At 75.6% G+C, this 19,546-nt stretch carries 14 protein-coding genes; 5 read left to right on the top strand and 9 right to left on the bottom strand.

What is annotated here, in order from left to right; all coding sequences use genetic code 11:
• Positions 1 to 344: 344 nt before the first annotated feature.
• Both WA788_RS32720 and WA788_RS32725 read left to right on the top strand, forming a co-directional pair.
• Positions 345 to 518 (top strand): hypothetical protein, encoded by a 174-nt coding sequence (locus tag WA788_RS32720; protein ID WP_335983764.1) that lies wholly within the window; start codon positions 345 to 347, stop codon positions 516 to 518.
• A gap of 109 nt (positions 519 to 627) precedes the next feature.
• Complete coding sequence (locus WA788_RS32725; RefSeq protein ID WP_335983766.1) at positions 628 to 4,575, top strand: kelch repeat-containing protein; 3,948 nt, start codon at positions 628 to 630, stop codon at positions 4,573 to 4,575.
• A gap of 61 nt (positions 4,576 to 4,636) precedes the next feature.
• Here the strand turns inward: WA788_RS32725 and WA788_RS32730 are convergent, their stop codons facing one another.
• The 6 genes from WA788_RS32730 to WA788_RS32755 all read right to left on the bottom strand — a co-directional run bounded on the left by WA788_RS32730 (position 4,637) and on the right by WA788_RS32755 (position 10,019).
• Positions 4,637 to 5,161 (bottom strand): hypothetical protein, encoded by a 525-nt coding sequence (locus WA788_RS32730; protein ID WP_335983768.1) that lies wholly within the window; start codon positions 5,159 to 5,161, stop codon positions 4,637 to 4,639.
• Positions 5,145 to 5,636: an RNA polymerase sigma factor gene (locus WA788_RS32735; RefSeq protein WP_335983770.1), complete on the bottom strand. Its 492-nt coding sequence runs from the start codon at positions 5,634 to 5,636 to the stop codon at positions 5,145 to 5,147. The genes WA788_RS32730 and WA788_RS32735 overlap by 17 nt, the downstream gene beginning before the upstream one ends.
• 139 nt (positions 5,637 to 5,775) lie before the next feature.
• The gene (locus WA788_RS32740; protein WP_335983772.1) at positions 5,776 to 6,399 is read right to left on the bottom strand and encodes a class F sortase; all 624 of its coding nucleotides are present in this window, start codon (positions 6,397 to 6,399) and stop codon (positions 5,776 to 5,778) included.
• Complete coding sequence (locus tag WA788_RS32745; RefSeq protein ID WP_335983773.1) at positions 6,396 to 6,776, bottom strand: sortase-dependent protein; 381 nt, start codon at positions 6,774 to 6,776, stop codon at positions 6,396 to 6,398. Before WA788_RS32745 ends, WA788_RS32740 begins: the two co-directional genes overlap by 4 nt.
• A gap of 163 nt (positions 6,777 to 6,939) precedes the next feature.
• Positions 6,940 to 8,322, bottom strand: a complete 1,383-nt coding sequence (locus WA788_RS32750; protein ID WP_335983829.1) for a DUF2252 domain-containing protein — start codon at positions 8,320 to 8,322, stop codon at positions 6,940 to 6,942.
• Positions 8,323 to 8,645: 323 nt separating this feature from the next.
• Positions 8,646 to 10,019 carry a cation:dicarboxylate symporter family transporter gene (locus tag WA788_RS32755; RefSeq protein ID WP_335983775.1) on the bottom strand — a complete coding sequence of 458 codons (1,374 nt, stop codon included), beginning with the start codon at positions 10,017 to 10,019 and terminating at the stop codon, positions 8,646 to 8,648.
• Positions 10,020 to 10,147: 128 nt separating this feature from the next.
• Here WA788_RS32755 and WA788_RS32760 point away from each other — a divergent pair, with 128 nt between their 5' ends.
• The 3 genes from WA788_RS32760 to WA788_RS32770 all read left to right on the top strand — a co-directional run bounded on the left by WA788_RS32760 (position 10,148) and on the right by WA788_RS32770 (position 14,512).
• The gene (locus tag WA788_RS32760) at positions 10,148 to 11,902 is read left to right on the top strand and encodes a sensor histidine kinase (RefSeq protein ID WP_335983777.1); all 1,755 of its coding nucleotides are present in this window, start codon (positions 10,148 to 10,150) and stop codon (positions 11,900 to 11,902) included.
• A complete protein-coding gene (locus WA788_RS32765; RefSeq protein ID WP_335983779.1) occupies positions 11,899 to 12,582 on the top strand; it encodes a response regulator in 684 nt (227 codons plus the stop codon). The genes WA788_RS32760 and WA788_RS32765 overlap by 4 nt, the downstream gene beginning before the upstream one ends.
• Positions 12,583 to 12,835: 253 nt before the next feature.
• Positions 12,836 to 14,512, top strand: coding sequence for a ricin-type beta-trefoil lectin domain protein (locus tag WA788_RS32770; protein ID WP_335983781.1), 1,677 nt, complete (start codon positions 12,836 to 12,838; stop codon positions 14,510 to 14,512).
• An 89-nt stretch (positions 14,513 to 14,601) separates the two neighbouring features.
• On the opposite strand, the gene WA788_RS32775 is transcribed toward WA788_RS32770, so the two are convergent.
• The 3 genes from WA788_RS32775 to WA788_RS32785 are packed head-to-tail and all read right to left on the bottom strand — an operon-like array spanning position 14,602 to position 19,472.
• Positions 14,602 to 15,105, bottom strand: a complete 504-nt coding sequence (locus WA788_RS32775) for a DUF4913 domain-containing protein (protein WP_335983783.1) — start codon at positions 15,103 to 15,105, stop codon at positions 14,602 to 14,604.
• A complete protein-coding gene (locus WA788_RS32780; protein WP_335983785.1) occupies positions 15,102 to 19,157 on the bottom strand; it encodes a hypothetical protein in 4,056 nt (1,351 codons plus the stop codon). The genes WA788_RS32775 and WA788_RS32780 overlap by 4 nt, the downstream gene beginning before the upstream one ends.
• Before the next feature lie 6 nt (positions 19,158 to 19,163).
• A complete protein-coding gene (locus tag WA788_RS32785; RefSeq protein WP_335983787.1) occupies positions 19,164 to 19,472 on the bottom strand; it encodes a trypco2 family protein in 309 nt (102 codons plus the stop codon).
• Positions 19,473 to 19,546: the final 74 nt, after the last annotated feature.

A 19,546-nucleotide genomic window follows, 5' to 3' on the forward strand; every position in this document is an offset into this window, starting at 1 on the left:
GCCGCCCCGGGTTGCCTCGGGTGGTTTCGGCGGGTCCGCCGCCTGCGGCGGATGACCGGGCCGGTCACAGCGGCTGCGCGCCGGCCCGGCCAACCCGCGCTCAGCCGCCGTACGTTGGCGGCCCGCCGCCGTTGCGCGTGCCGTCGGTCAGGCGTGGGTCGGTGGTGCCGGGACGTGCCGGGGCGGCGGTAGGCGGTTCTCGGGGGCCTGCGGTGGGGGCGGGTCGGGAGGTGTTGACGCAGGTGGGGAGGGGGGTGGGGGATTTCCCGGGTAGTTCTGCGCATTGCCGCCTGCTCGCCGCGCAGCGTTCACTGCTGGGTCTGGGACAGAACGGAGCAGCCGCGATGACTACTGGCAACGGCGCCGAACCGTCAGGCGGGGAACCTGCGGCCGAGCCCGACGACGGCTCCAGCGAGGAGGAGTCCGTCGGGGAGGCCGTCGACCCGTCTGCTGAGGCGACCGAGGAGGCACCGCCTCCGCCCCGGCGCAAGGCCGGCGTGGAGTACCGGCCGGTCTGACCCGCACCCCACCCGCACCCACGCCCGTACGCACCCCACCCGCACACCACCCGCACGCACCCCGACCCGCGCCGGCCCGCCCGGCCGGCGGAACCTCCCGAGGAGTCCGATGCACAGACCCATACGCATGGGTGCCGCCGCCGTGGCGGCCGCCTGCGCGGTGGCGTTCGGCCTGACGGCCGCCGCCCCGGCACAGGCGGCGGCCGCCGCGAGCGACGGCACCGCGCCGAGCACGGCGGCCTACCGGCCCGCGGCCTGCGCCGAACCGGTGCCCGCCAGTGAGCAGAAGGGCTCCGCGCCCTACGCCACCTGCGACCTGATGGACGTGACCGACAGCCACGGCCTGGCGGCCGCCGGCTCCCCGACGCCGCCCGCCGCGGCCCTGACCCCGAGCGACCTGCGGGCCGCGTACGACATGCCGGCCGGCGGCACCGGCGAGACCGTCGCCATCGTGGACGCGGGCGGCTACGCGACCGCCGAAGCGGACCTCGCGGTGTTCCGCAAGACCTACGGCCTTTCCGCGTGTACCACGGCGAACGGCTGCTTCACCAAGCTGGACCAGGACGGCGGGCACAGCTACCCGCCGGAGGACGCCAGTTGGTCCCTGGAGACCGCGCTCGACCTGGACGCGGTCTCCGCGGCGTGTCCGGACTGCCGCATCCTGCTGGTGGAAGCCGACTCCGCCGCCATCGACGACCTCGGCCGGGCCGTGGACACCGCCGCCGCACTGCACCCGGCGGCGATCTCCAACTCCTACGGCGTGCCGGGTGAGTTGGCGGACCCGTCGGCGTACGAGCAGCACTACGACCACCCCGGTATCGCGGTCACCGCGTCCACCGGCGACTACGGCAACATCGTCAACTGGCCCGCCTCGAACCCGAACGTGGTGGCCGTCGGCGGCACGACCCTGACCCGCGACGGGTCCACCGCGCGCGGCTGGACCGAGTCGGCGTGGTCCTCGGGCGGTTCGGGCTGCTCGGGCGTGGAGCCCAAGCCGGCGTACCAGCAGACCCTGGACACCGGCTGCGCCAACCGCGCCATCGGCGACATCTCCGCCGACGCCGACCCGGCCACGGGCCTGGGCATCTACAACTCCAGCGCGGTCGGCGGCTGGGAGCAGGTGGGCGGCACCTCGCTGTCCTCGCCGTTGGTCGCCGCGATGTACGCCCTGGCGGGCACCCCGACCCCCGGCACGTACCCGGTGACGTACCCGTACGACGACACGGACAAGGCGGACCTGACCGACGTCACGGCGGGCTCCGACGGCACCTGCGGCACCCAGCTGTGCACCGCCCGCGCCGGCTGGGACGGCCCCACCGGGCTCGGCAGCCCCGCCGGGGTCGGCGCACTGCGCCAGGGCCCGCACGGCACCGTGACCGGCACCGTACGCGGCACCGGGGCGGGTACGGCCGCCGGGCCGGTGAAGGGCGCGGCGGTCACCGCCACGACCGCGGACGGCCGCACCACCACCACGACCACCGACGCGTCGGGCGCCTTCACGCTCGCCCCCGCGGTCGGCTCCGCCACGCTCACGGTGACGGAGTTCGGCTACGCGAAGGCCACCGCGAAGGTGAAGATCACCCAGGGCCGCACGCTGAAGGAGCCGTTCACGCTGCACGCGCTGCCCAGCCACACGGTCTCCGGCACCGTCACCGACGCCTCGGGCCACGGCTGGCCGCTGGCCGCGTCGATCACGGTCGACGGCTACCCGGGCGGCGCGATCGCCACCGACCCGGCCACCGGCCGGTACTCCGTACGGCTGCCGGACGGCGCGAGCTACGCGCTGCACGTCGCCTCGGCGCTGCCCGGCTACGTCGGCGCGGACACCACCGTCGCCGTCGGCACCCGCGACGTCAGCCGCGACGTGGCGCTCACGACGGACGCCTCCCTGTGCACCGCGCCGGGCTACCACTTCGGCTACCAGGGCACCACCACCGACTTCGAGGGCTGGTCCGCCGGCACCCCGCAGGACGGCTGGACGGTCACCGACGACAGCGGCTCCGGCGTCACCTGGCGCTTCGACGACCCGTCCGGCAGCGGCAACGACACCGGCGGCACCGGCGCGTTCGCCGAGGTCGACTCGCTCGACGCCGGCATCTCGACCCATGAGACGACGAGCCTGGTCTCGCCGGCCCTCGACCTGAGCGGCGACGCCACCCCGATCGTCTCCTTCGCCGACTCCTTCACCTCGCCGCTGTACAACTCCAACGCCTACGTGGACGTCAGCACCGACGGCGGCGCCACCTGGACCGCGGTCTGGCACCTGTCCAGGACGATCGCCCACGGCCCGGAGACCGTCGCGCTCCCGCAGGCCGCGGGCGAGAAGGACGTACGGGTCCGCTTCCGCTACGACGCCGTGCACTCCTGGTACTGGAAGGTCGACGACGTCTTCGTGGGCGACCGCTCCTGCGATGCGACCGCGGGCGGGCTGGTGGCCGGGACCGTCTCCGACGCGCAGACCGGCAAGGCGCTGTCCGGCGCCACCGTGAGCGTCGCGGGCACGGCGGCGGCCGCGACCGCGGCGGACGGCACGTACGAGCTGTTCGCCCCCGCGACGGCCGCCGGCCGCGACGGCCGCACCGCGCTGGGCGTCACCGACGGCGCCTACACCGCCGCGACCGCGAAGGCGGCCGTGGCGCGTGACCGGGTCACCGGCAAGGACTGGAGCCTGGGCGCGGGCCGGATCACCGTCTCCGGCGGCACGTTGAGCGCCACCCAGGCCCTGGGCCGCTCGACGACCCGTACGGTGACGCTCCGCAACACCGGCACCGCGCCGGTCCATGTGGTCCTCAACTCCCAGGAAAGTTCCTACACTCCGGCCTCGCACGCCGGAACGTCGGACACGTCGGGCACCTCCGGCACCCCTGGTAAGGGCTCGGCCGTCCGGCACGCCACCGGTGACTTCACCACCGGCCCGCTGCCGGCAGGCAGCAACAGCACCAACGGCACGGCGGCGACCGGCAGTACGGCGACCGGCACCTCGGCGGGCACCACCGCGTGGACGACTGCCGACGCCCTCCCGTCCGAACTCCAGGACAGCGGCGCGACGGCAGTCGACGGCAAGGTCTACGTCTTCGGCGGGACCGACGGCTCCGGCCCGCTGTCCAAGGCCCTCGTCCACGACCCGGCGGCCGGCGGCTGGCAGCGGCTGGCCCCGATGCCGGCGAACCTGGAGAAGCCCGGCGTGGAGGCGCTCGGCGGGCAGATCTACGTCCTCGGCGGCTGGACCGGCAGCGGCGCCGTCTCGGCCGCGGTCTACCGCTACGACCCGCGGGCGGACACCTGGGCCTCGGCCGCGCCGCTGCCCTCGGGCGTGGTCGCCGGCGGCACCGCGGTCCTCGGCGGCCGGCTCTACGTGGTCGCGGGCTGCGGCGGCAACTGCGCCCCCGCCTCGCAGGCGACATACGCCTACGACCCCGGGACCGACACCTGGAGCCGCGTGGCGGACTACCCGGCCACCGACTCGTGGCTGTCCTGCGCGGGCGCCGGCGGCCAGGTCGTCTGCGCGGGCGGCACCGACCCGGTCACCGGCCAGGCCACGGCGGCGACGTACGCCTTCGACCCGGGCACCGGCGCCTGGACGGCGCGGGCCGCGCTGCCGTACACCCTCTGGGGCGCGGCGGTCGCCTCCTCCGGCGGGCGGCTGCAACTGGTCGGCGGCGTCGGCGACGGCGAACTGACCAACCAGGCCGAGGAGTACGACCCGGCCACCGACTCCTGGTCGGCGCTCCCGGCGGCGGGCGCGCTCGTCTACCGGGCGGCCGGGGCCTGCGGCCTGTATGTCGCCGGCGGCTCGGACGCGGCCGGCGAACCGACCGCGGGCGTCGAGCAGTTGCCCGGCTACGCCGACTGCGGCAGTTCCGGTGCCGCCGGCTGGCTGTCGGCGCCGCACACCGTCACCGTCGCCCCCGGGGCGGCCGTGCAGGTGCGGGTGACCCTCGACGCGGGCGCGGTGGACCGGGCCGGCACGTACACCAGCGGGCTGACCGTCGGCACCGACTCGCCGTACGCCGTCCCGTCGTTGGCGGTGGCGATGAAGGTGACCGCCGGGCACTGACGGCACCGCACGCGGAACACGTCCGGCCGGCCTCGGGGGAGGCCGGCCGGACGTGCGCGGTTCAGCGGCGGTTCGCGGTGGCGGGGACCGTGGCGGGGACCGAGGGGCTCGGCGGGGACTCGGCGGAGGGGACGGAGGTGGCGGTGGCGGCGGTGGTGGCCGCGCGGCGGTCCTGGCTCGGTCGGGCCGGGGTGGCGGTACGGCGTGCGGGGGCCTGCCGGGTGGGGTGGGCGCTCGGGGTGGGGCGGCCGGTGGTGGGCGTGGGGACGGGCGCCGGTCCGGTGGGTCCGGTGGGTCCGGTGGTGGCGCCGCTCGCGGGCGCAGGGACGGGCGGCCCCGCGGGGGAGGCGGGGCCGGCGGGCCCGCCGGACCCGGCCAGTCGCAGCGGCAGCACCGCGAGCGCGGCGGCCGCGCCGCACAGGCCGAGGCCGAGCACGGCCCGGCGCATCCGGCGGCGGGCGGCGCCGCGGCGGACCTTCTCGTACCGGCCCGGGGGCAGGCCGAGGTAGTCCGGCCCGGGCCGCAGGATCACGGTGAGCGGGTCGTCGGGGTCGAAGTCCTGACCGTCGTCAGACTGAGTGATCAAGGCTTCTCCTCAGATGGGCGCGCAGCAGTTCCCTGGCTTTGTGCAGGTCGGACATGATCGTGCCCTCCCGGCGGCCGGTGAGCCGGGAGATCTCCCGGATCGGGAGGTCGGCGTAGTAGTGCAGCAGGATCGGTACGCGCAGCCGCTCGGGCAGCGACTGCACGAGCAGGCGCAGTGACGGGTCGGCCGGCTCGGTCTGCGGCCGGATCGCGGCCTCCACGGTGGCCCGGCGCACCGCCCGCCGTTCGCGCTCCAGCTTGCGCCAGTGGTCGCGGACGAGGTTGGTGGCGGTGACGTAGAGGAACCCGCGCGGCTCCGCCACCGCTGTCCACCGCGCCCACAGCCGCATGAACGCCTCCGAGGCGATCTCGTGGGCCGTCTCGTCGTCGTCGACCAGGCGGCGGCACCAGCCGGCGAGGCGCGGGTAGAAGGCGGTGAACAGCTCGGACGCTGCCTTCTCGCGGGACCGTTTCAACGCTCTCCATGTCGTGGGGCCACGGGTCGGACGGACGGGCGGGTGCGGGTGGGGGCTGGGGCTCCCCGGTGGCAGGGTCCCGGGCCGCACGGGGGTGCGGCGGCCCGGGACCCTGCGGTCGGTCGGTCGGCGGCCGGTGTCAGGTGCCCGCCGGGGCCAGCTCGGCGAAGACGATCACGTTGTCGAGGTAGCCGGTGCCGGTGCGCGGGCCGCCGCAGGTGATCAGCCGCAGTTCGGGGCGGTCCACGTCGCCGTAGACCGCGTCCGTCGGGAACTTCGACTTGGCGACCGTGCGCACGGAGGTGACCGTGAACCGCGGTGCCGTGCCGTCCGCCCGCCGCGCCACGACACCGTCGCCCGGGCGCAGTTGGGCGAGGTGGCGGAAGACCCCGTCGCCGTAGGCGCCGAGCGTGACATGGGCGAGGATCACCGACGGGCCGGTCTGGCCGGGCGTCGGGGAGTTCCGGTACCAGCCCGCGCGGTCGTGCGGCGCGATCGGCGGCACCTGGACGGTGCCGTCGGCGGCCAGCCCCAGCTGCATCAGCGGGGTGTCGACCCCGATCGCGGGGACCTGGAGCCGGACCGGGACCGAACGCCCCAGCGCGCGTACGGACTTGGCGGTGGGCGGCGGCGCGGTCGCGGAGCCGCTGCCGCCCGCCGGGCGGCCGGTGGCCGCCGCACGGCCGGCGCGGTGGCCACCGCAGCCCGCGACCAGCGCGGCCGTCGCCGCCGCGGTGAACGCGCGCCGGGAGAGCGGGGTCACGCCCCGGTCGCCCGCCTGCGGCGTACGAGGAAGGTCGCGCCGCCGCCGAGGACGAGTGCCGCGGCGGCGCCGCCGCCGATCAGCCCGCCGCCGGGGCCGCTGTGCGAGGACGCCACGGGCGCCAGGCCGGTGTCGGGGGCACCCTTCGGCACGGCGGCGACCTGGCCCGGCCGGGCCGCGCGGGTCGGGGCGGGGGCGGCGGTGGCGGCGCGCGTCGAGGGCACGGCGGAGGGGGCCGCCGCGCTCGCCGACGGGGTGGCGGCCTGGCTCTGCGCGGGGGCCGGGGACGGGGCGGACCCGTCGGCGAACGCGGGGACGGTGCCCGCCAGCACCGCGGTGCAGGCAAGGGCCAGGGCGCTCAGGGCAGTTCGGCGCATGGGGCGCATGGATCGCTCTCTTTCGTCGGTCCGCCCGCGCGAGGACGCGCGGGGCTCGCTTGCGGATCGACTCCATTGACGAGGCGGCACCCGGGCCGATTGTAAAGTCCCGGCAAAGTCCTGTGAGTTGCCCCAGCGCCGGCCGCCAGGCCGGCGAACCGCGTCAGCCCTGCTCGGTCTTGACCCGGCCCGAGCGGGCGGCCTTCGCCAGGGCCGCGTGGTCCCGCTCGTTCTGGTCGGCGTACGCCTCCGCGAAGTCGGCCACCGCGCGGTCGAAGACGTCACCGCTGCCCAGGTAGGCGGCGATCGCGATCCGGTCCCCGGTCCTGGCGTGGGCGCGCGCGAGGGTGGCCCCGCACAGCTCCCCGAAGACGCGCAGGCCGCGCGGCACCATCCGCGAGGGGTCCACGACGCCCTTCCAGTCGCGCAACTGGCGGACGTAGAAGTCGCGTTGCACCCCGTCGAGGCCGAGCGTGCGCTCCCAGCCGAGGAAGATGTCGCCCGCCGCCTGCATGAGCCGCTGGCCGACCGCGACCCGACGGCCCTGCAAGGCGTAGCGGCTCGCGCCCGCGTACGGCGCCAGCACCGAGGTGTCCGCCTCCTTGGCCTGGAGGAACAGCGGGTCGCCGCTGTCCCGGCCGACCAGCAGCACGATCCAGCAGCGGGTGCCGACGCTGCCGACGCCGACCACCTTCCGCGCGATGTCCACCACCCCGAACTGCTCCAGCAGATGCTGCCGGTCCGGCGCCAGGGACCGCTGATAGCCGGTGAGGAGGCCGCGCAGCAGTTCCTCCACCCGGGCCGCGTCCGCGCCGGGCAGCAGGTCCTCCAGGCGGCGCAGCGTCGGCGGGTCGGAGATGATGCGCGTCCTGCCACCGACGGACTCGGTGAGCTTGCGGGCGGCCTGGAGGCTGTCCCGGCCGCGCGCCTTGGCGAGTTCCGCGGCGAGCCTGCGGCGCCCGCGCGCCTGCAACCGGCCCGCGGCCAGCTCCCTGAGCAGGTCGGCGTCGGCCCGCGCGTACCAGACGTCGAGGTCGCGCATCCCGGCGAACCGCCGCATCTGCTCGCGGTAGGACCGTACGGTGGCGCGCACGGTGCTGCGGCGCTGCGCGGTGCTGAAGCCGTTCTCCCGCGCGGCGATCACCATGCTGGCCGCCAGCCGTTTCAGGTCCCACTCCCAGGGGCCGGGGAGCGTCTCGTCGAAGTCGTTGAGGTCGAAGAGCAGGTTGCGCTCGGCGGAGGCCAGCAGCCGGAAGTTCATCAGGTGGGCGTCGCCGCACAGTTGGGCGCGCAGGCCCGACACGGGGGTGCGGGAGAGGTCCTCGGCCATGATGGCGGCCGCGCCCCGGTAGAAGCGGAACGGCGACTGGAGCATCCGGCCGTAGCGCAGCGGCACCAGCTCCGGCACCCGGGTGGCCGACTGCCGCTCCAGGGTGTCCACCGGGTCGGTGCGGTCCGGGGCGGGGGCGTACTCGGCGTGGGAGGAGCGCGGCGCCCGGGCCCGGGCCGCCCGGCCCTGCCGGGCCCGCTCCTCGGGGGTGCGCATGGCCGCGCCGCTGACGGTGACGATCCGCCGGGTGTCCTCGGGCGCGTCGCCGGTCGCCCCGGTCCCGCTTGCCCCGCTTGCCCCGGTCTCCTTGGTCGCCTTCATCGCCGGACCTTCCTGACCTCTGCGCGCACGGAGCCGGTGTCGCGCGGGTTCGCCGAGTTTCGCCCGATTTCGCGCCCCTCCGTCCGGACTCTAGGGCAAAGGGCGGCGGCCCACCTCCCGGGCACGGGGCCAGGGAGGGGGCCGCAGGGGGGCCAGCAAGGGGCCAGGGAGGGGGCCCGCGAGGGGGCCGGGCGCCGAAAAGGGCTGCCGCGCCGCCGTCACCCGTACGCCGGGTCCGGGGCGCCGCCGGGGACTGGGACCCGGGGGGAGGGCTCCTCCTCGGCGTCCACGAGGGTGCGCTCGTCGAACGGGAGGTCGCCCGCCAGCACCCGGCTGACCCGCTCGCGGTCCACCTCGCGCACCCAGGTCCCCACCAGCAGCGTGGCGACCGCGTTCCCGGCGAAGTTGGTCAGGGCCCGCGCCTCGCTCATGAAGCGGTCGATCCCCACGATCAGGCCGACGCCGTCCACCAGCGCGGGCTGGTGCGACTGGAGGCCGCTGGCCAGCACCGCGATCCCGGAGCCCGACACCCCGGCCGCGCCCTTGGAGGCGATCATCATGAACAGCAGCAGGCCGATCTGCTGGCCCAGGCCCAGCGGCCGGTCCAGCGCGTCCGCGATGAACAGCGAGGCCATGGTCAGGTAGATCATGGTGCCGTCGAGGTTGAAGGAGTAGCCGGCCGGCACCGTGACGCCGACGACCGGGCGGCTGACGCCCAGGTGCTCCATCTTGGCGATGAGCCGGGGCAGCGCGGACTCCGAGGACGAGGTGGAGAGGATCAGCAGGAACTCCCGGCCGAGGTAGCGCAGCAGCCGGAAGAGGTTCACGCCGGTGACCAGCCGCAGCACCGTGCCGAGCACCACGACGACGAACAGCAGGCAGGTCGTGTAGAAGCCGATCATGATGGTGGCCAGCGCCTTCAGCGCGTCGGTGCCGGTCTCGCCGACGACCGCGGCCATCGCCCCGAACGCGCCGACCGGGGCGGCCCACAGGATCATCGACAGCACCCGGAAGACCAGCTTCTGGAGGTGGCCGATGCCGCGCAGCACCGGCTCGCCGGAGCGGCCCATCGCCTGGAGGCCGAAGCCGACCAGCAGGGCGACCAGCAGTGTCTGGAGCACCTCGCCGTCGGTGAGGGCCGACACCATGCTGGTGGGGATGATGCCCAGCAGGAAGTCGACCGCTCCGACATGGGCGTTCGCCGCCGCGGTGTGGCCGAGGTGCCGGGTCGCCTCGGTCAGGTGCAGCCCGGAGCCCGGGTGCAGGATGTTGCCGACGACCAGGCCGATGGCCAGCGCCACCGCCGACATCACCATGAAGTAGACGAGCGCCAGGCCGCCGACCCGGCCGACCTTCGCCGCCTGCCGGACCGAGCCGACGCCCAGGGCGATGGTGCAGAAGATCACCGGCGAGATCATCATCTCGATCAGCGAGACGAAGCCGGTGCCGAGCGGCTTCAGCTCCCGGGCGAAGTGCGGCCACAGGAAACCGGTGGCGACGCCGAGCAGCACCGCGACGATCACGGCGAGGTACAGGTACCGGGTACGGTCCCGCCGGGCGGCGGGCGGGGTCTGGGCGAGCGGTTCGGGCATGGCTGGCCTCCTTGACGGCAGTGCGTGCGGCTCACGTCCGGCGGTCCCCGCGACTATCGCGGGACACGTGACGTGCGTCACGGTTGTGGTCGTTGAGTTCACGCCGAGTCGAGAGGCGGCCCGTTGCCATGGCGGCGCCACGTGTCCCGTATCCCCGCAGCCTGGCGGGGCAGTTGTTCGCGGTGCAGGCGGTCCTGGTCGCGCTCGCGGTGACCGCGTGCGCGATCTTCGGCTACCTCAGCGACCGGCGGCAGGCGGAGGCGTCCGCCCGGCGGCAGGCCACCGCGGTCGCCCGGTCGGTCGCGGACACCCCCGCGGTGCAGCAGGCGGCGCTGCGCGGCGGCGACCCCACCGCGGCCCTCCAGCCGTACGCGCGGTCCGTCCAGCGCGACACCGGGGTGGACTTCGTGACGATCATGGACCCGCACGGCATCCGCTGGACGCACCCCGACCCGGCCGAGATCGGCCGCCGCTACCTGGGCCACACCGCCCCGGCGCTGCACGGCCGCACCTTCGCCGAGACCTACACCGGCACCCTCGGGCCCTCGGTGCGGGTGATCACCCCGATCCGCTCCGGCACCCGGATCACCGGGCTGGTCAGCGCGGGCATCACCGTGCAGGCGATCAGCGCCCGCTCCCGCCGCCAACTGGCCGCGCTGGTCGGCGTCGCGGCCGTGGTGCTGGCCCTCGGCGGGATCGGCACCTACCTGGTCAACGCCCGGCTGCGCCGCCACACCCACGGCATGAACGCGGCCGACCTGCACCGGATGCACGACTACCACCAGGCCGCGCTGCACGCCGTACGGGAGGGGCTGCTCCTGCTCGACGGCGAGCAGCGCATCGCGCTCATCAACGACGGCGGGCGCGAACTGCTGGGCCTGGCCGGGGAGGTGGTGGGCCGGCCGGTCGCCGGGCTCGGGCTGCCCGACGCGCTGACCGCGGCGCTGCTGGACCCCGCCGCCCGCGTCGACGAACTCCACCTGACCGCCGAGCGGGTGGTCGTGGTCAACACCGCCCCGGTCTCCGGCGGCGAGCAGCGCGGCACCATGGTCACCCTGCGCGACCACACCGAACTCCAGCGCATGATCGGCGAGTTGGACTCCGAGCGCGGCTTCAGCCGGGCGCTGCGCGCGCAGGCGCACGAGGCGGCCAACCGGCTGCACACGGTCGTCTCGCTGATCGAACTGGGCCGCGGCGCGCAGGCGGTGGACTTCGCCACCGCCGAACTGCGCGCGGCGCAGGCCCTCACCGACCAGGTGGTGGCGGCGGTCGACGAACCGGTGCTGGCCGCACTGCTGCTGGGCAAGGCGGCGCAGGCGAACGAGCAGGGGGTCGAGCTGGTGATCACCGACGACAGCCGGCTGGAGGACGGGCTGCTGCCGGCCGGGCTCGCGCCGCGGGACCTGGTCACCATCCTGGGCAACCTCATCGACAACGCCGTGGACGCCACCCGGGGCCTGCCGGCCGCGCGGATCGAGGTCACCGTCGCCGCGCGGCAGGCCCCGGGCGGGCTGCTGCTGCGGGTGGCCGACACCGGCCCCGGGATACCCTCCGGCGACACCGACGCGGTGTTCGAGAGCGGCTGGTCCACGAAGCCCGCGCCGCCCGGGGGGCGCGGGCTCGGGCTGGCGCTGGCGCGGCAGGCGGTGACCCGCAACGGCGGCACCCTGACGCTGGCCGCGGGGCCGGAGGGCGGCGCGGTCTTCACCGCGCGCCTGCCGTGGCGCCCGCAGCCGGAACCCGCGGCGGCGGGCCCGGCCGCATCCGGGGCTGGGGCCGCACCCGCGCCCGCACCCGGGGCCGTACCTGTGCCCGTACCCGTGGCCGTACCCGCGGCAGCCCCCGCGGCCGACGACCGCCCGGCGCGAGGAGCACAGGCATGAGCGCGGCGGCCATCCGCGTGCTCGTCGTCGAGGACGACCCGGTCGCCGCCGACGCGCACGCCCTGTACGTCGGCCGGGTGCCCGGCTTCACCGTCGTCGGCACGGCGCACAGCGCCGCCCAGGCCCGCCTGCTGCTGCTGCGCGCCGAGGTCGACCTGCTCCTGCTCGACCTCTACCTGCCCGACGGCCACGGCTTGGAGCTGGCCCGTTCGCTGCGCGCGGCCGGGCACCGGACGGACGTCATCGCGGTGACCTCCGCCCGCGACCTGGCGGTGGTCCGCGAGGGCGTCTCGCTCGGGGTCGTGCAGTACGTCCTGAAGCCCTTCGCCTTCGCCACGCTCCGCGACCGGCTGCTCAGCTACGCCACGTTCCGCGCGGCGGCCGGCGAGGCGGGCAGCCAGGACGAGGTCGACCGCGCGCTCGCCGCCCTGCGCCCGTCTCGGCCCGCAGTCCTCCCCAAGGGGCTCAGCGCCCCCACCCTGGAGGCCGTCGTCCGCACCCTGCGGGCCGCCCCCGACGGCCTGACCGCCGCCGCCACCGCCGCCTCGGCCGGGATCTCCCGCATCACCGCCCGCCGCTATCTGGAGCACCTCGTCGACGAGGCCCGCGCCGCGCGCAGCCCCCGCTACGGCCAGGTCGGCCGCCCCGAGCTCCACTACCGCTGGATCGCTCCCGACTGACCGATCTGCCGGATGAGTTGGTACAGACAAATGCTGCTGGTGTCTTGTCGAACGGCAGGCCGATCGACATGCTGTGCACATGACATTCACATCGTGTCTGTCCTGTGGAGCCGGGCCCGGCGGCCCGGCCCCGCGCACCTCGTGACACCCGCCAGCGGCGGCGTAGCGGAACTCGAGAACCACGCCTTTCCCGGAGGACGGACGTATGCGCGCACATTCGGCAGGGCCGCGCCGCGGCAGGTGGCGGAGAGCGGTGATCCTCGGCCCCGTCATCGCGGTTCTGGCGGCGGCCTCCGCCGCCCTGACCCCGACCGCCCAGGCCACGGTGCCCTCGGCACCGTCGGGCTTCACGCTCACCTGGAGCGACGACTTCAACGGTGCGTCCGGCACCGGAATCGACCAGAGCCTGTGGAAGTACGACACCGGGCCGGGCAGCAGCTTCGGCACCGGTGAGATCGAGACCATGACCAACAGCACCTCGAACGTCTACTACGACGGCCAGGGCCACCTGGTGCTCCAGGCGCAGCACTCCGGCTCCGACCCGTCGAGCGGGTGGACGTCCGGCCGGGTGGAGACGCAGGCGGCGACGTTCGGCGCGCCGGCCGGCGGCGTCGTACGGATGGAGTCCGTCCTCCAACAGCCCAACGTCACCACCGCCAACGGCGCGGGCTACTGGCCGGCGTTCTGGATGCTCGGCTCCACGCTGCGCACCGGCACCACCTGGCCGACCTCCGGCGAGGTCGACATCATGGAGGACATCAACGGCCGCAGCTCCGACTTCAGCACCATCCACTGCGGGGTGAACCCCGGCGGCCCGTGCAACGAGTCCACCGGCATCGGCTCGGGCGAACGCGCCTGCTCGGGCTGCCAGACCGGCTTCCACGACTACGCCGTGGAGATCGACCGCTCGGTCTCGCCCGAGCAGGTCCGCTTCTACCTCGACGGGAACAACTTCTACACCGTCAGCGCCAACCAGGTGGACGCGACGACCTGGGCCAACGCGATCGACCACCCGTTCTTCATCATCTACGACCTGGCGATGGGCGGCGGCTTCCCCAACGCCTTCGGCGGCGGCCCCAACTCGGCCACGGTCTCCGGCGGCAAGCTCGTCATCGACTCCGTCGCCGTCTACAACAAGGCGCCCGGCTCCGGCTCCGGCGGCTCGGTGAGCGGCCAGACCATCACCGGCCCGGGCGGCAAGTGCGTGGACGTGGCAGGTGACGACACCGGCGGCGACGGCACCGCGGTCCAGCTGTGGGACTGCCAGTCGGCGGCGAAGGACCAGCACTGGACCTGGAGCGGCCAGACCCTCCAGACCCTAGGCCGCTGCCTGGACATCGCGGGCGGCGCCAACGCCAACGGCACGCAGCTGCAACTGGCCACCTGCAACGGCGGCGGCTACCAGAACTGGGTGCGCCGGACCGACGGTTCGCTGCTGAACCCGACCACCGGCCGCTGCATCGACTCGCCCTCGGACGCCACCGCCAACGGCACCCGGCTCCAGATCTGGGACTGCAACAGCTCCGACGCCCAGAAGTACGCCATCGGCACCCCGATCTACGGCCCCGGCGGCAAGTGCGTCGACGTGGCGGGCGACGACGTCGGCACCGACGGCACCGCCGTCCAGCTGTGGGACTGCCAGCAGGCGACCTCGCTGGACCAGAAGTGGACCTGGAGCGGCCAGACCCTGCGCACGCTCGGCCGCTGCCTGGACATCGCGGGCGGCGTCAACGCCAACGGCACGAAGCTGCAACTGGCCACCTGCAACGGCGGCGGCTACCAGAACTGGGTGGTCGACTCCGACGGTTCGATGTCCAACCCGACCACGGGCCGCTGCATCGACTCCCCGTCCGGCGCCACCGCGAACGGCACCCGGCTCCAGATCTACGACTGCAACGGCTCGGCCGCGCAGAAGTTCGCCCTGGCCTGACCGGCGGACGCGCGGACGCAGCGAAGCACTGGGAGGGGCCCCGCCGGTCACGGCGGGGCCTCTCTCCCACCCCGGGTCGGCCGGGGAGTTCAGCCCAGCGAGAGCGGGTCCCTGGACGGTGCGTCGCGCTGGTCGGTGAACAGCCCCTCGGGCGGCGCGAGGACGGGCAGCGGCTCGGGCGGGTCCTGGTGGCCGTCGGCGCAGCGGCCGAACGGGCCGAGGTCCGGGTCCATCAACACCCGCAGGTGCGGGTCCACATGGTGCAGCCACCAGTGCGACAGGCCCATCGCCGGGTCGAAGCGCAGGTGCTCCCACGCCCGCCAGATCGCGTCCAGCCGGGACAGCGCCTGGGCGTGCCGGTACCACTCCGGACACCACACCCGGCCCGACCCGGGCGCCGGGCGCGGGACGAGGTGGATGAAGCGGTCGGTGACGAACTCGTTGACGTTCCCGTAGAGCAGCTCCGCCGACCGGGCCGCCCGTACCTCGTCCTGCCGGATGTCGTCGGCTGTCTCCGCGGCCTCCGCTGTCTCCGCCGGCCCCGCTGTCTCCGCCGGCCCCGCGCCCGGCTCTCCGTCCTGCGGTGCGGTCATGGCCTCATCCACTCCTCTGCTCTGCGGCGTTGTACGTCAAGGGCGTCGTCGTAGCGGCCGACGCGGTGCAGCACCTCGGTGAGCCGGCGCAGCGACCGGTTCAGGCCGGCCTGGGCGTCGGTGTCGTGCGGGTCGGCGTCCACCAGCAGCCGGTAGCCGCGGACCGCGAGCCGCGCCGGCGCCACCGCGCGGGCCGCCCGGCGCACATCGTGCGCCCCGCACCGGCTCAGCGCCCCCGCCAGGCTCCCCAGCAGCGCCGCGGTCCGCCGCGGTGTCAGCTCCCCGCGGCCGGCCAGCGTGTGGCAGGCTTCCTCCGCCTCAAGGGCGGTCGTCCAGGCCGCGGCGTCCCGGCCCGTCATGGCCTGCCCCTCCGCGAGGCGCAACAGGCCGTAGCAGAGCAGCAGTTCGTGGGCCGACCGGTCCGCGCCGGCCAACTTCCGCCGCAGGTCCACCTCATGGGCCGCGACCTGCACGGCCTCGCCGAAGCGGCTGGTGAGCATCAGGGCGCGACCCAGCTCCGTACCGGCGTCCGCCAACTGCCGTTCCGCGCCCGGGTCGTCGGCCGCCAGCCGCGCCCACAGACCGTACGCCTCCCGCAGCGCGGGGACCGCGCGGCTCTGCGTGGCCTGGGTCGTCAGGTAGCTGGAGCCGAGGTCGTACAGGCAGTACGCCAACTGCCGCCGCGCTTGGCGGTCGGTCCGGGCCAGCCGCCGGTAGGCCGGGAGCGCCTGGCGGAGCACGATGCGGACGGCGACCTGCCGGTCGTGCTTGCGGTAGAGGTCGGACAGGTCGTGCAGGGCGCTGGCGTACTCGTACGTGTAGAGGCTGGGCGCGTACCGGCTCAGGGTGCGGCGGATGGCGAGGGCCTGGTCGTGGGCGGCGAGCGCGTCCGCGGGGCGGCCCAACGCGTCGTAGGAGCGAGCGAGTTGGAGGGCCAGTACCGACTGGTTGTGCAGGTCGCTCGCGCTGAGCGGCAGCGCGGCCTGTGCGTAGCCGGCCGCGGCCTCCTCGCCGAGTTCCACCGCCGTCCAGTGGTCCCGCTCGTCCTCGTGGAGGAAGGCGAGCATCCTCAGGGAGTCGGCCAGGCGGAGCCCGGCCGATCCGTGCCCGTCGCGCGCGAGGGCCTGGCGGTGCCCGATGGCCGCCATGACGGACGCCCGCGCCGCGGCGCGGTCCCCCTCGTAGAACTGGTTCCAGGCGAGGTTGTGCAGCACCTGCGCCAGGGTGGAGCGGTGGGCGGGCACGTCCGCGGCGAGCGGCCCGAGCAGGGCGATCGCCTCCCGCTCCAGCGCCATGCTCCCCTCGGGGGGCCGGCCCGCGGCGGCGTAGTCGACGGCCAGGCCCATCAGCGCCTGGGCGAGGTCGCCGGAGTACGCGTCGGGATTCTCCCGCGCGGCTTCGCGGAAGGTCCGGACGGCCTCCTCGCTCAGGGCCAGCGCCGGGGCGTCGGTGTTCCGCTGGAGGCGCCAGAGGTTGGCGCTGCGCGCGGTCAGCGCCATCGGGAGCAGCTGCGGGTCCGGGTCGGGCAGGCGCCAGGCCAGCGCGCGGGCGCGCCGGACGGCCTCGGCGGTGTGGTCGTCGGACCGCGCGACCTGGTCGAAGTCCGTGGTGGTCGGGTCGAGTTGCCAGACCACGTACGACTGGTCGATCAGCGCCCGCACCAGGCCGCTCTCGCGCTCCGCCGTGTCCTCCTCGCCGCCGCCTTCCTCGGTGAGCGCGCGGAAGAGGGCGAGGGCCCGCGTGCCGGCGCGGTGGGCCCGGGGGAGGTCACCGGTCTGGCGCAGAGTCCGGGAGAGCAGGAGCAGGGAGTCGGCCCAGCCGGCGCGCTGGGCCGGTGCGCCGGTGGCGGCGGCGAGGCGTTCGCGCAGGGCCGCGGCGGCGTCGGCGGCCTCGCCGGCCGCGGCCAAGTCGCCGGTGGCGAGGTGGCGTTCGGCGAGCTGGTGCAGGTCGGAGGCGTGCTCGCCCAGGGTGCGCGGGTCGCCCGTGGCGCTGTGCCCCGGCCCGCTGCTCAGGCTGTCCGGTCGGCTCAGCTCGCTCAGCTTCCGGGCGACGTCCAGCGCGTAGCCGCGCAGCACATGCGACTGGTCCGGCAGCGTATGGGCGTGCGCCCGCAGCATCGCCGCGGTCAGGGGCGCGTCGTCCGGCGTGGCGCGCAAGGTCTGCCGCAGCCGGTCGACGATGGTGCGCGCCGCGCCGGGGCGGCCCTCGTTGGCGTGGGCGACGGCGGCGCGGGCCAGCACCGTGAGGATCTGCGCGCGCTGGTGGTCCGGGGCCCGGGAGAACAGCCGGGTGAGCAGCCCGTCGTCGCGTACGACCTGCTCGGAGGCGTGGTACTCCGCGAGCCGGTCCGGCTCCAGCCGGCCCCAGTGGCTCCCCTCGGACGAGGGGTACAGGTCGCGCAGCCAGTCCGTGAGCGCCGCGACGGTTCCGTGCGGGGCGTGGGGCAGCAGCCGCCCGACGGTGGCGCGGGCCTCGTCGGCGTCCTGCGCCGGGCACAGCACGGCGGTGGCCGCGGCCTGCGCGAGCAGGTCCTTCTCACGGCGGCTCATGCCGCGCTCGTCGGCCACCTCCAGCCAGTACCGCCGTTCGTGGCCGATGAGTTCGGCCTCCAGGGTGCCCTGGTCCTCCTCCGCGGGCGGGGCCGCCGCCGGGTCCTGCGCGGGCCGGGCCTGGCGCAGCAGCGCGGCCAGGGCCGACATCTGGACCGTCAACGCCGTCTGCCGGCCCGGGTGTTCGGCCGCGAGGCGCCCGGGCGGGGCGTCGGCCAGGGCCGCCGCGGCCGCGTGCCAGTCGGGGCCCGCCGGGTCGGCGGTCTCCGCCAGGCGCCGGGAGAAGTCCGCGACCGCCCGCTCGAACGCCGCTGCCCGGTCGGCGACTTCGGGGCTCAGCGCGTGCAGCCGCACCTCGCGGACGGCGCCGGGAACCCGGTCCTGCCAGGAGCCGAGCGAGCGGGCGAGCAGCAGCAGGCGCACCGGGTGCCAGACCTCCGCGGCCTGCTCCAGCAGCTTCCGCACCACGTCGGGCCGCGACTCGGCGTAGTCCACGACCAGCAGCAGCGGGTGCTGGACCGTACGCAGCAGCCTCAGGTCGGCGGGCTCGCCCCGCACCTGGCCGACCACCCAACCCCGCCCGCGCAGACGGGACATGAGCTGCCGCGCCAGCCGGGTCTTGCCCTGGCCGCCGGGCGCGGTGACCACCCGGAGCGACGGCACGGCGCCGTGGTCGGCCAGGCACCACCGCTCCAGGTCGGCCAGCGTGTCCTGCCGGCCGTGGAAGGACACCACCTCGGCGTCGGCGCGCAGCAGCGTCGTCGGGGACGTCAACTCACGCTTGGGCGGCGCGGGTTCCAACAGGTCGGCCAGCTCGGCCGGTTCGAGCAGCGGCTCGGTGCCGGTGGCCGCGCGGACCGCCGTACGGAAGCCGTCGCACGCGATCAGGTCAGCACTGCGGGTGTACGTCAGCCGGGTGCCGTGGCGCGGCCGCCGGTCCGCCCGCACCACGCCGAGCAGCAGCGGCTGCCCGGCCGCGAAGACCGCCGCCCCCGACATCCCCGACCACGGCGTCGCCCGCGCACCCGCCGTACCGTCGCCGTCGATCCCCAGCACCCCGGCGTCGTCCAGGATCTCGAACATCGCGCCGCCGTGCGGCCGGACCCGGCCCACCAGCTTCTCCCAGTCCCCGCCGCGTGCCCGCTGCTGCCGCGGGAAACCCGCCGCGGTGACCGGCACCTCGCCGCCGCCCGTCACGCACCACCCCCAGCGCTGCGGGCGCCGCCCGAAGTCGCCGCGCAGCGGCCCCGGCACCGTCCACCGCGGGCTGCCCGCCGGGATCTCCAGCAGGGCCGCGTCCACCGGGCCCGCCGCGTCGTACCGCCACCACCGCACCGCGGCAGGGCAGTCGGCGCCCGTGCCCGGGAGCGAGACGGCCACCTGCCCCGGGGCCGCGCCGTCGCGCGCCAGCAGGTGGGCGGCGGTCAGCACCAGCCGCGGCGCGATCAGGTAGCCGCTGCCGAAACCCGCGGCCTGCACCTGGACGACCCGCTGGAACTGCACGTCCCGCTACTCGAAGTCACCCACGGCGACGTCCGCGCCGCCGCGCTCCGGCCTCAGCCGCAGCGTCACCCGCTGCACCGACCGGGTCGACCGCTCCCGCCGCGCCTCGGCCTCCACCACCCCGAACCGCAGCCGCCCGCCGCCGTTGCCCGCGCGCACCAACTCGACCTCGAACTCCGCGGTGATCTCCCCCAGCACGAACCTCAGCTCCGACCCCCGGGCCCGCTGCTCTGCCTCCGCGACCTGCGTCCGCAGCACCTCGATCGCGTCCGCGAGGTCCAACCACTCCCCGCCGCCCTGCCCCACCTCACCCATCCCCGCCACCCCTCCCCGTTCCCCGTCCCGGCATCGTATCGGCTCTGCCCCGAAACGGGCCTGCGGACAGGCCG

The organism is Streptomyces sp. CA2R106, assembly GCF_037034245.1.
GTDB lineage: Bacteria > Actinomycetota > Actinomycetes > Streptomycetales > Streptomycetaceae > Actinacidiphila.

Coding starts and splice junctions, on each gene's coding strand:
- WA788_RS32785 (WP_335983787.1), bottom strand. CDS start 19,472: ATGGGTGAGGTGGGGCAGGGCGGCGGGGAGTGGTTGGACCTCGCGGAC.
- WA788_RS32775 (WP_335983783.1), bottom strand. CDS start 15,105: ATGACCGCACCGCAGGACGGAGAGCCGGGCGCGGGGCCGGCGGAGACA.
- WA788_RS32760 (WP_335983777.1), top strand. CDS start 10,148: ATGGCGGCGCCACGTGTCCCGTATCCCCGCAGCCTGGCGGGGCAGTTG.
- WA788_RS32745 (WP_335983773.1), bottom strand. CDS start 6,776: ATGCGCCGAACTGCCCTGAGCGCCCTGGCCCTTGCCTGCACCGCGGTG.
- WA788_RS32720 (WP_335983764.1), top strand. CDS start 345: ATGACTACTGGCAACGGCGCCGAACCGTCAGGCGGGGAACCTGCGGCC.
- WA788_RS32765 (WP_335983779.1), top strand. CDS start 11,899: ATGAGCGCGGCGGCCATCCGCGTGCTCGTCGTCGAGGACGACCCGGTC.
- WA788_RS32750 (WP_335983829.1), bottom strand. CDS start 8,322: ATGCGCACCCCCGAGGAGCGGGCCCGGCAGGGCCGGGCGGCCCGGGCC.
- WA788_RS32725 (WP_335983766.1), top strand. CDS start 628: ATGCACAGACCCATACGCATGGGTGCCGCCGCCGTGGCGGCCGCCTGC.
- WA788_RS32755 (WP_335983775.1), bottom strand. CDS start 10,019: ATGCCCGAACCGCTCGCCCAGACCCCGCCCGCCGCCCGGCGGGACCGT.